Source organism: Cellulomonas triticagri (genome assembly GCF_003696205.1).
Lineage (GTDB): Bacteria > Actinomycetota > Actinomycetes > Actinomycetales > Cellulomonadaceae > Cellulomonas > Cellulomonas triticagri.
The window spans coordinates 1-11609 of sequence record NZ_RFFI01000128.1; the positions used below are offsets into that span (position 1 = coordinate 1).

Annotated in this window: 7 protein-coding genes; 1 reads left to right on the forward strand and 6 read right to left on the reverse strand. The window is 74.1% G+C overall.

Annotation, left to right across the window (positions count from 1 at the left end; genetic code table 11):
* Window positions 1–244 precede the first annotated feature (244 nt).
* The 6 genes from eno to mfd form a co-directional block, all read right to left on the reverse strand.
* Window positions 245–1525, reverse strand: coding sequence for a phosphopyruvate hydratase (gene eno / locus EBM89_RS17505; RefSeq protein ID WP_122150926.1), 1281 nt, complete (start codon window positions 1523–1525; stop codon window positions 245–247).
* A 153-nt stretch (window positions 1526–1678) separates the two neighbouring features.
* Entirely contained in the window at window positions 1679–3067 is a 1389-nt protein-coding gene (pntB, locus tag EBM89_RS17510) for a Re/Si-specific NAD(P)(+) transhydrogenase subunit beta (protein WP_122150929.1), read from the reverse strand.
* Window positions 3067–4629, reverse strand: a complete 1563-nt coding sequence (locus tag EBM89_RS17515) for a Re/Si-specific NAD(P)(+) transhydrogenase subunit alpha (RefSeq protein ID WP_122150930.1) — start codon at window positions 4627–4629, stop codon at window positions 3067–3069. Before EBM89_RS17515 ends, pntB begins: the two co-directional genes overlap by 1 nt.
* Window positions 4630–4933: 304 nt before the next feature.
* A complete protein-coding gene (locus EBM89_RS17520) occupies window positions 4934–5596 on the reverse strand; it encodes a nucleoside triphosphate pyrophosphohydrolase (protein ID WP_233571827.1) in 663 nt (220 codons plus the stop codon).
* A complete protein-coding gene (locus tag EBM89_RS17525; RefSeq protein WP_147463605.1) occupies window positions 5593–6132 on the reverse strand; it encodes a hypothetical protein in 540 nt (179 codons plus the stop codon). Before EBM89_RS17525 ends, EBM89_RS17520 begins: the two co-directional genes overlap by 4 nt.
* Window positions 6133–6220: 88 nt before the next feature.
* Window positions 6221–9874 carry a transcription-repair coupling factor gene (gene mfd / locus EBM89_RS17530; RefSeq protein ID WP_122150928.1) on the reverse strand — a complete coding sequence of 1218 codons (3654 nt, stop codon included), beginning with the start codon at window positions 9872–9874 and terminating at the stop codon, window positions 6221–6223.
* A gap of 338 nt (window positions 9875–10212) precedes the next feature.
* Between mfd and EBM89_RS17535 the strand changes: the two genes are divergently transcribed.
* A partial coding sequence (locus tag EBM89_RS17535) for an acyltransferase family protein (RefSeq protein WP_147463606.1) occupies window positions 10213–11609 on the forward strand: 1397 nt, incomplete at its 3' end.

Consider the following 11609-nt stretch of genomic DNA (forward strand, 5'->3'; position numbering starts at 1 on the left):
CGGCACCCCGTCGGTGCGCGGGGCCGGGCGGCGGGCGGGGGTGCGGCCGTCGTCGTCGGACCCGGCGCCGGTGCGCGGCGCGGCGGGTCGACGGGGGGCGGGCATGCGTCCGATTGTGCCCCGGTTGCCGCGTCGGCGGGCGCACGTCGGGCGGCCGTGTCCGGGTGCTCTCACGAGATCCGCACACGCCGGAGGCCGGCGACCCCGTGGGGTCACCGGCCTCCGGTGCTGCGAGCGGTGAGGCTCAGGCCTTCCAGCGCGGGAAGGCCGAGGCGCCCGCGTAGCGGCCGGCCTCGTCCAGCTCCTCCTCGATGCGGAGCAGCTGGTTGTACTTGTTGATGCGCTCGCCACGGGCCGGCGCACCGGTCTTGATCTGGCCGGCGTTGGTCGCGACGGACAGGTCGGCGATGGTGACGTCCTCGGTCTCGCCGGAGCGGTGCGAGGTCATCGTGGTGAAGCCGTTGCGCTGCGCCAGGGTGACGGCGTCCAGCGTCTCGGTCAGGGTGCCGATCTGGTTCAGCTTGACCAGCAGGGAGTTCGCGGCCTTGAGCTCGATGCCCTTGGCCAGGCGCTCCGGGTTGGTGACGAACAGGTCGTCGCCGACGATCTGGACCTTGTCGCCGACCTTGCCGACGAGCTCGGACCAGGTGCCCCACTCGTCCTCGGACAGCGGGTCCTCGATGGAGACCAGCGGGTAGTCCGCCACGAGCTGCTCGTAGAACGCGACCATCTCGGCGGGGGTCTTGGCGACACCCTCGAACTGGTACGCGCCGTCCTTGAAGAACTCGGTCGCCGCGACGTCGAGCGCGAGCGCGACGTCCTTGCCCGGGACGAAGCCGGCCTTCTCGATGGCGACGAGGATGAGGTCCAGCGCGGCGCGGTTGGACTCGAGGTTCGGCGCGAAGCCGCCCTCGTCGCCCAGACCGGTCGACAGGCCCTTGCTCTTCAGCACGGACTTGAGGGAGTGGTACACCTCGGCGCCGGTGCGCAGCGCCTCGCGGAAGGTCGGGGCGCCGATGGGGGCGACCATGAACTCCTGGATGTCCACGTTGGAGTCCGCGTGCGAGCCACCGTTGAGGATGTTCATCATCGGGACCGGCAGGACGTGGGCGTTCGGGCCGCCCACGTAGCGGAACAGCGGCAGGTCGGCCGAGTCGGCCGCGGCCTTCGCGACGGCGAGGGAGACGCCGAGGATCGCGTTGGCGCCGAGCTTGCCCTTGTTGGCGGTGCCGTCGAGCTCGATCAGGGCCTGGTCGACCAGGCGCTGCTCGGAGGCCTCGAAGCCGATGAGCTCCGGGGCGATCTCGTCGATCACGGCGTTCACGGCGTCCTCGACGCCCTTGCCCAGGTAGCGGCCCTTGTCGCCGTCACGACGCTCGACGGCCTCGAAGGCACCGGTCGAGGCACCCGAGGGCACGCCCGCGCGGGCGATCGTGCCGTCGTCGAGAGCGACCTCGACCTCGACAGTGGGGTTGCCGCGCGAGTCCAGGATCTCGCGGGCGCCGACGGCCTCGATGCTGGCCATGGTGCTCCTTTGAAGAAGGTCGGGTTTGCGACCTCAGCCTAGTGCCGTCCGCGGCGAACGGCGGTGGGACCTTTGGCGAGCGCGTGGTGAACGGCTGGTGCAGCGCGCACGGGCCGCCCGCGCACCCGCGCGGACGGCCCGTGGAACCGCTGGTCAGAGCGCTGCGACGATCCGTTCGACCTGGTCCTTGGCGTCGCCGAACAGCATGGCGGTGTTCTCCCGGAAGAACAGGGGGTTCTGCACGCCCGCGTACCCGGTGGCCATGGACCGCTTGAACACGACGACCTGCTTCGCCTTCCAGACCTCCAGCACCGGCATGCCCGCGATGGGCGAGCCCGGGTCCTCCAGCGCGGCCGGGTTCACCGTGTCGTTCGCGCCGATGACGAGGACCACGTCGGTGTCCGCGAGGTCGTCGTTCACCTCGTCCATCTCCAGGACGACGTCGTAGGGCACCTTGGCCTCGGCGAGCAGCACGTTCATGTGCCCGGGCAGTCGCCCCGCGACCGGGTGCACGCCGAACTTCACGTCCACGCCGGAGGCGCGCAGCCGGGCGACGAGCTCGGCGACCGGGTACTGCGCCTTGGCGACGGCCATGCCGTAGCCGGGGGTGATGACGACGCTGCCCGCGCCCTTGAGCATCTCGGCGACCTCCGCCGCGTCGACCTCGGTGTGCGTGCCGGTGGCCTCGGCGGACGACGAGGCGACGGTGCCGCCCTCGGCGCCGAACCCGCCGAGGATCACGCTGATGAACGACCGGTTCATCGCGCGGCACATGATGTACGACAGGATCGCGCCGGAGGAGCCGACGAGGGCACCGGTGACGATGAGCAGGTCGTTGCCGAGCATGAAGCCCGCCGCGGCGGCGGCCCAGCCGGAGTACGAGTTGAGCATCGACACGACGACGGGCATGTCCCCGCCGCCGATCGCGGCGACCAGGTGCCAGCCCAGCGCGAGGGCGACGACGGTCATGAGCACCAGCGGGACCGCGGACGGCGCCGCGAGGAACCAGCCGAGCGCCCCGGCGGACGCGACGAGCGCCCCGAGGTTCATCCAGTTGCGGCCGGGCAGCGTCAGCGGCGCGGACTTCATCCGCGCGGAGAGCTTGAGGTACGCGACGACCGAGCCGGTGAACGTCACCGCGCCGATGAGCACGCCGAGGAACACCTCGACCAGGTGCACCGCGTCCGCGTGGGTGTCGGTGAGGTACGAGTTGTACCCGACGAGCACCGCGGCGACGCCGACGAAGCTGTGCAGGATCGCGATCATCTCGGGCATCTGCGTCATCTCGACGCTGCGGGCCCGCCAGGTGCCGACGGTGATGCCGATGACCAGCACCAGGGCGATGAGCAGCAGGGTGACCAGCGGGTCCCGCTCGCTCTCCTGCAGCGCGAGGACCACGGTCGCGACGAGCGCGAGGCCCATGCCGACCATGCCGAGGGCGTTGCCGCGCCGGGCGGTCTCCTGCTTGGAGAGGCCTGCCAGGGACAGGACGAACAGGACGGCCGCGACCAGGTAGACGGCCTGCACGAGGGAGGTCAGCATCACGCCTCCTCCTTCCGGAACATGCCGATCATGCGGAACGCCACGAGGAACCCGCCGAAGATGTTGATGCTCGCGACGGCCGCCGCGACGACCGCGAGCGTGCTGACCAGCCAGGAGTCGCTGCCGATCTGCAGCAGCGCGCCGACCAGGATGATCCCGGAGATGGCGTTGGTCTGGGCCATCAGCGGGGTGTGCAGCGAGTGGCTGACGTTCGAGATGACGTAGTAGCCGACGAACACCGCGAGCACGAACACCGTGATGTGCCCGAGGAACGCCGCCGGGGAGAACGTGATCGCGAGCGCCAGCAGCACCGCGCCCAGCGCGAGCCCGACCATCTGCCGCTGCCCCTTGCGGTGCGCGGCCTCGCGGGCGGCGCGGGCCTTCTCGGCCGGGTCGACCGGCGCGACGGCCGGGGTGGCCTCGGGCGCGGGCGCCGCGGACACCTGCACGGGCGGCGGCGGCCACAGCACCTCGCCGTCCCGGGTGACGGCCATGCCGCGCTGCACCGGGTCGCCCAGGTCGAGGGTCAGCGCGCCGTCCTTGCCGGGCGTGAGCAGGGCGAGCAGGTTGACGACGTTGGTGCCGAACAGCTGCGAGGTGTGCCGCGCCATCCGGCTGGTCAGGTCCGTGTACCCGAGGACCGTCACGCCGTTCGGGCTGACGACCTTCTCCCCCGGGACGGTGAGCTCGCAGTTGCCGCCGCCGGACGCCGCGAGGTCCACGACCACGCTGCCGGGGCGCATGGCCGCGACCATCTCCGCGGTGATCGTGCGCGGGGCCGTGCCGCGCACCAGCGCGGTGGTGATGACGATGTCGGCCTGCGCGGACTCCGCGGCGTACATCTGCGCGGTCAGCCGCTCCTGCTCGGCGGTCAGCGCGCTCGCGTAGCCGTCGGCGGAGACCTCCTGCTGCGCGACCTCGGCCTGCACGAACGTCGCGCCCATGGACTCGATCTGCTCGCCGACCTCCGGGCGGACGTCGAACGCCCGCACCTGGGCGCCGAGGCTGCCCGCCGCGCCGATCGCCGCGAGGCCCGCGACCCCCGCGCCGATGACGAACACGGTCGCGGGCGGGGTCTTGCCCGCGGCGGTGACCTGCCCGGTGAACATCCCGCCGAACTCCTCGGCGGCCTCGATGACCGCGCGGTACCCGGCGACGTTCGACATCGTGCTCAGCACGTCGAGGGCCTGCGCGCGGGAGATGCGCGGCACGGCGTCCAGCGCCAGCGCCGTCACGCCCCGCGCGTGCAGCGCCGCGACGCGCTCCGGGTGCTGCGCCGGGGCCAGCATCGCGACGAGCGTCGCGCCGGGCGTCATCGCCGCGACCTGCGCGTCCGCGGGGGCGTTCACCGCGGTGACGACGTCGCTCGCCCAGACCTCGGCGGCGTCCGCGAGCGCGGCACCCGCGTCGGCGTACGCCTCGTCCGGGAAGCTCGCGGCCGCACCCGCGCCGTGCTCGACCACGACCTCGTAGCCCAGCTTCGCGAGCCGGGCGACGGTCGCCGGTGTCGCGGCCACCAGGCGCTCGCCCGGTCGACCCTCCTTCGGGACGCCGATCCGCATCGACCCCTCCTCGTCCTCGGTGCGCGGTGCGTGCGCGTGCGCGCACGGGGGACCGCCGGCGGGGGCCGCGGCCAGGTCCATCCTGCGCCCCCACCCGCGCCCCGGTCCCGGACCAAGGACCCGCGCGCCCCGTCCCCCGTCCCCTCGCCTTCGTGCCCCCTCGCCCCCTCGCCCCCGCGCCCCGCGCCAGCGTCGAGTGGTCAGCAGGTGCGGGTCCCGGGGAGCGGAACCCCGCACCTGCTGACCGTTCGACGCCGAACGCCCCGGGGGCGGGGCGCGGGAGCGGTGGAGGTGCCGGGGGTGGTCAGGTCGTGGGGTGCTCGGCCGCGCGGAGGGCGGACTCCCAGGCCGCGGTGGCGCGACGGAGCTCGCCCTCCGCGTCGAGACCCGCGGACTGGGCCTCCTGGACGAGCGCGAGCAGCCGCGCGCCGACGTCGTCGCCGGTGGGCGCGGGCGCGGCGTCGACCAGGCCGGAGCGCTCGGCGCGGGACGCGACCTTCTGCGCCCGGGCGAGCGCGCCCATCGCGAGCGGCACCCCGTCGAGGACGGAATCCCGGCCCTTCTCCTCGCCCTTGATGCGGTCCCACTGCCGGTTCACGCCGTCGGCGTCGGTGACGTCGGACGCCCCGGGCTCCCCGAACACGTGCGGGTGCCGGCGCACGAGCTTGGCGACCAGGTCGGCCGCGACCTCGTCCACGCCCCAGGGCTCGTCGGGGTCCTCCTGCGCGATCCGGGCGTGGAACACCACCTGGAGCAGCAGGTCGCCGAGCTCCTCGCGCAGGTGCGCGCGGTCCCCGCCCTCGACGGCCTCGGCGACCTCGTGGGCCTCCTCCAGGACGTACGGGACGAGGGAGGCGTGCGTCTGCGCGGCGTCCCACGGGCAGCCGCCGGGCGAGCGCAGCCGATCCATCACCGCGACCAGCCGCCGGAGCGCGTCCGGCTCGCCGAGGACGTCGGGCGTCGTCACGGCGCGACGGCCGCCGCGGTCGGGACGAGCCAGGGGTAGGTGGTCGACACCACGGCGCCCTCGTCGGTCAGGGTGCCGAACCGCGGGTTGAACTCGATGCCGTCGGACGCGAGGTCCTCCGAGATCGCCGTCGCGATGGCCTGCGCGTCCGGGGCGCTCTGCAGCGCCTGGATCGCGGCGTTGGTGCGCACGTAGGTCACGGTGGCGTCGGCGAAGTCCTCGGGGTCGCCGCCGGTCTGCGCGGCGAGGTCGTCGCGGGCCTGCTGGTCGGAGTACCCGAGCCCGGCCTCCTCGGTGTGCTCCAGGACGGCGGGCGCCTGCGCGAGCGCGATCAGCACGATGGTGCTGGACGGCGCCGCGTCACCGGCGATGGCGGTCAGGTCCCGCGTCACCGCGGTGACGTCCGCCGACGGGACCGCACGGTCGCCGACCAGGGCCGCCGCGCCGGGCTGGCCGCCGCCGCACGCCGTCAGCGTCGCCGCCACCACGAGCGCTCCGAGGGCGGGCACGACCCGCCGGTAGGACTTGCGCGTCACCACGCGTCACCTGGCCTTCCGCATCTGCTTCCTCGCCCGACCCCGCCATCGTAGGCGGCAGCGCCGCGCCCCCGCCGGGACCCGGGGGTCAGCGCGCCGCCGTGCCCACCCCCGCCGCGGCCGAGACGTCGCCGAGCACGACGGCGTCGATGAGCTCGCGCGCCCACGCGAGGACGGCCTCGCCGTGCAGCGGCTTGCCGCCGATCCGCGCGGTCGTCGGGAACGGCACGAGCGCCGTGCGCAGCGCGGGCTTGAGCACCGACCCCGGGTAGAGGCGCTTGAGGCGCAGCTGCGCGGACTCGGGCAGCTCGACCGGCGCGAACCGCACGAACTTGCCCTGCGCGGTGACGTCCGTGAGCCCGGCCGTGCGGGCGTGCAGCCGGAACCGGGCGACGGCGAACAGGTTCGCGACCGGCTCGGGGATCGCGCCGTACCGGTCCACGAGCTCGGCGGAGATCTCCTCCAGCGTCGCCTCGTCGGCCGCCGCCGCGAGCTTGCGGTACGCCTCCAGGCGCAGCCGCTCGTGCGCGATGTAGTCGTGCGGGATGTGCGCGTCGACCGGCATCTCCACCGTGACGTCCGGCAGCTCCTCGGGCTGGTCGCCGCGGTAGGACGCGACGGCCTCCCCCACCATCCGGATGTACAGGTCGAAGCCGACGCCCTCGATGTGCCCGGACTGCTCGCCGCCGAGCATGTTGCCCGCGCCGCGGATCTCGAGGTCCTTCATCGCGACGGCCATGCCCGCGCCGAGGTCGGTGTGCGCGGCGATGGTCTGCAGCCGGTCGTGCGCCGTCTCGGTGAGGGGCTTCTCCGGCGGGTACAGGAAGTACGCGTAGGCCCGCTCCCGACCGCGACCGACGCGCCCGCGCAGCTGGTGCAGCTGGGACAGCCCGAGCCGGTCGGCGCGCTCGAGGATCAGCGTGTTCGCGTTGGAGATGTCGAGGCCGGTCTCGACGATGGTCGTGCAGACCAGGACGTCGAACCTCTTCTCCCAGAAGTCCACGATGACCTGCTCGAGCTGGTGCTCGTTCATCTTGCCGTGCGCGACCGCGATCCGGGCCTCGGGCACGAGCTCGTTGAGCCGGGCGGCGGTGCGCTCGATGGACTCGACCTTGTTGTGCACGTAGAACACCTGGCCCTCGCGCAGCAGCTCGCGGCGGATCGCGGCGGAGATCTGCTTCTCCTCCCACGCGCCGACGAACGTGAGCACCGGGTGCCGCTCCTCCGGGGGCGTGGCCAGCGTCGACATCTCGCGGATGCCGGTCACGGCCATCTCCAGCGTCCGCGGGATCGGGGTAGCCGACATCGCGAGCACGTCCACGTTGGTGCGCAGGGCCTTGAGCGTCTCCTTGTGCTCGACGCCGAACCGCTGCTCCTCGTCGATGATGACCAGGCCCAGGTCCTTGAACCGGACCTCGCCCGTGATGAGCCGGTGCGTGCCGATGACGACGTCGACGCTGCCGTCCTTCAGCCCGTCGACCACGGCCTCGGACTCGGCCTTCGTCTGGAACCGGGACAGCGACTTCACCGTCACCGGGAAGCCCGCGTACCGCTCGGTGAACGTGTCGAGGTGCTGCTGCACCAGCAGCGTCGTCGGGACGAGCACCGCGACCTGCTTGCCGTCCTGCACCGCCTTGAACGCCGCGCGCACCGCGATCTCGGTCTTGCCGTAGCCGACGTCGCCGCAGATGAGCCGGTCCATGGGGACGGACTTCTCCATGTCCGCCTTGACCTCGTCGATCGTGGCGAGCTGGTCGGGGGTCTCGACGTACGCGAACGCGTCCTCGAGCTCGCGCTGCCACGGGGTGTCCGGGCTGAACGCGTGCCCCGCGGTGGCCTGGCGCGCGGAGTACAGCCGGATGAGCTCGCCCGCGATCTCCTTGACCGCCTTGCGCGCCCGGCCCTTCGTCTTGGCCCAGTCCGAGCCGCCCATCTTGTTGAGGCTGGGCGCCTCGCCGCCGACGTACTTGGTCACCTGGTCGAGCTGGTCGGTCGGCACGAACAGCCGGTCGCCCGGGTGCCCCCGCTTGGAGGACGCGTACTCGATGACCATGTACTCGCGGGTCGCCGCGGCGGCGCCGGTGCCGATGGTCCGGGAGATGAGCTCCACGAACCGCCCGACGCCGTGCTGCTCGTGCACCACGAAGTCGCCGGGGCGCAGCTGCAGCGGGTCGACGACGTTGCGCCGCCGGCTCGGCATCTTGCGCATGTCGCGGGTGGAGGACCCCGGGCGGCCGGTGAGGTCGGACTCGGAGAACACCGCGAGCCGCAGCGCCTCGGCGACGAAGCCGGGGCCGACCTGCGCGGGCATGACGAGGACGACGCCGCCCTCGGGCTCCCCGTCCAGCGCGGGCACGAGCCGGGCGGGGACCTCGGCGGCGCGCAGCTGCTCGGTCATGCGCTGCGCGGGGCCGTGGCCCTCGGTCGCGAGCACCAGCCGCCAGCCGTCCTGCTGCAACCGCCGGACGTCCGCGACCGCGCGCTCGACCTCGCCGCGGTAGCGCTCGAGCTCGCGGGCGCCGACGACCAGCGTCTCGACGCCGTCCTCGTGGGCCAGGTCGTCGGGGGTCGCCGTCCCCTCGGCGGCGTCGGCGTCGAGGGTGAACGGGCTGAGCGTCCACCACCCGAGCCCGCGCACGGCGGCCAGGGCCCGCACCTCCGCGAAGGACGCGAACGACGCGGCGGACAGGTCCAGCGGCGTCGAGGCGCCCGCGGCCGCCGACGTCCACGCCGCCTGCAGGAACTCCTCGGTGGTGGCGACGAGGTCGTGCGCCCGGCGGCGCACCCGCTCCGGGTCGGACAGCACGAGCAGCGCGTCGTCGGGGACCAGGTCGAGCACCGGGACCATGCGGTCGACCAGCGCCGGGGCGAGCGACTCCATGCCCTCGACCGCGATGCCCTCGGCGAGCTTGTCGAGCATGTCCACGGCGCCCGGCAGCTGCTCCACGAGCGAGCGGGCGCGCTCGCGCACCTCGTCGGTCAGCAGGATCTCCCGGCACGGCGGCGCCCACAGGCCGTGCGACGCGACCTCCAGGCTGCGCTGGTCGGCCACGGAAAACCAGCGGATCTCCTCGACGTCCTCGCCCCAGAACTCGAGGCGCAGCGGGTGGTCCTCGGTCGGCGGGAAGACGTCGAGGATGCCGCCGCGCACGGCGAACTCGCCGCGGCGCTCGACCATGTCGACCCGGCTGTACGCGGCGGCGACGAGGCGCTCGGCGACGTCGGTGAGGTCCGCGCGCTCGCCGACGTTCAGCGCGACCGGCTCGAGCTCGCCCAGGCCCTCGACGACGGGCTGCAGCAGCGCGCGCACCGGCATGACGAGGACGCGCACCGGTCCGGCGTGGTTCAGCTCCGGGTCCGGGTGCGCGAGGCGGCGGAACACCGCGAGCCGCCGGGCGACGGTGTCGCTGCGGGGCGACAGCCGCTCGTGCGGCAGCGTCTCCCACGACGGCAGGACGGCGACGTCGTCGTCGGGCAGGTAGCAGCGCAGCGCGGCGGCGGTCTCGTCCGCGTCGCGGCCGGTCGCGGTGACGACGACGAGCGGACGCCCGCGACGGCCCGGCGCCCCGGCACCCGACCCACCGGACGCAGGAGACCCGGCGCCCGCGAGGGCGGCGAGCAGCGGCGGCCGGATCCCGGCGGGGCCGACCACGTCGACCTCGCCGCGGGCGACGACGAGCTCGACCGCACGCGCGACGGCGGGGTCGGTGAGCAGGACGGGGAGCAGACCGGCGACGTTCATGGGTTCCTTCCGCCACGGCGCCGACAGGCGGCGACGCGGGAACAGCGCGACGACCCCGGATCCGTCGGATCCGGGGTGAGGACTCCACTCTACGAGCGACCTCCGACACGCTCACCCGGGCCGCGGGGCGCGCTCGTCCGGATGACGGGCAGCCGCATCCGGGGCGCGCAGATGGGGGACCCTTCTTGACACGTTCTGCACCGTTTGTCCTAATTTGCGAGGAGCAGTGCCGGGGCCAGCCCTCGCTGCCCACCTCGGACGGCCGACGACGCCCTGACGACAAGCCGACGACAGCCGACGCGCGCCGACTCCACGGCCCGACCAGCACAGGGGGACACGTGACCGCAGGCACGTCCGCCGCGCCCCGCGCCGCCGGCCCCCGCACCGCCGCCGCCCCCGCCTCCGAGGCCGCCGAGGGGCCCGCGCTGCCGGTGCTGTGGAGCCTCAACGGGCTGCGCGCGGCGGGCGCCGTCCTGGTGATGCTCTACCACGTCAACTCGTTCGACCTGCAGGTCATCCGCGGGTCCAGCGCCTTCTACACCGGCGTCGGGCTGTTCTTCGTGCTCTCCGGCTTCGTCCTGACCTGGACCGCGCGGCCCGGCACGCCCGTGAAGGCGTTCTACACCCGGCGGCTCGCGCGCATCCTGCCGAACTACCTCACGGCGTTCGTGATCGGGCTCGCCGTCACCGTCCTGGTCGTCGGCACCCGCCCCGACCTGCCCACGGTGCTCGCCGGGCTGTTCCTCGTGCAGGCGTGGTCCCCGGACCAGCAGGTCGTGTTCGCCATGAACGGCGTCGCCTGGTCGCTGTCCTGCGAGATCGCGTTCTACGCCGCGTTCCCCCTGCTCCTGCGGCTGCTGCGCCGGCTGCGCGCCCGCGGCCGGGTCGCCCTGGTCGGCACCGCGCTGCTGGTGCCCCCGGTGGTCGGGCTGATCTGGCCGACGCTGATCCCCGTGCTGTTCCACCTGCCGGTCAGCCGCCTGCCGGAGTTCGCGCTCGGCATGGTCACGGCCCTCGCGGTGCAGGAGGGCTGGCGCCCCCGCGTCCCCGCCCCCGTGCTGCTGGGCCTGCTGGCGACCTGCATCCTCGGCGCCGCCGCCGTCGACGTGTACCCGACGGCGCTCACCGCCCTGCTGGCGGTGGCGTTCGCGCCACTCGCCGCCCGGTGTGCCTGGGGCGACATCGAGGGCCGCAACCGGTGGGCCCGGCACCCGGCCGTGAAGCTCGGCGGCGCCCTGTCGTTCACCTTCTACCTGCTGCACGAGCTCGTCATCAAGACGGTCCTCGCCACCCCGCTGCGCGGCCCGGTCACGATCCTCGTCGTGCTCGTCGTGTCCGGGGTGCTGGCGTTCGCCATGTGGCGCCTCGTCGAGCTGCCCGCCCGCGCGGGCATCCTGCGCGTCACCGGGCAGCCCGGACCCCGGCCGCCCGGGCAGCACGGCACGGCGCACCGCGGACCCCAGCACGGGCGCGCCCGGGGCACCGCCTGGTCCGAGGGGACCGGGACCCTGGCCCCGCGCGTCCTCGACGCCGCCGCGGCCCCCGAGGCGCAGGCCACCACGACCACCAGCACCGCGGACGTCGTGCTGCCCGAGCCCGCGCTCACCGACGCCCCGGCCACGGCCCCCGCCGAGCCGCCCCGCGCCCCGGTCGACTCCTGGCGCACCCCCGACCTCGCGACCACCTGGGCGCTACGCACCCCCGCCGCGCGGGCCTGGGGCGTCGCCGACACCCC

Coding starts and splice junctions, on each gene's coding strand:
- eno (WP_122150926.1), bottom strand. CDS start 1,525: ATGGCCAGCATCGAGGCCGTCGGCGCCCGCGAGATCCTGGACTCGCGC.
- pntB (WP_122150929.1), bottom strand. CDS start 3,067: ATGCTGACCTCCCTCGTGCAGGCCGTCTACCTGGTCGCGGCCGTCCTG.
- EBM89_RS17515 (WP_122150930.1), bottom strand. CDS start 4,629: ATGCGGATCGGCGTCCCGAAGGAGGGTCGACCGGGCGAGCGCCTGGTG.
- mfd (WP_122150928.1), bottom strand. CDS start 9,874: ATGAACGTCGCCGGTCTGCTCCCCGTCCTGCTCACCGACCCCGCCGTC.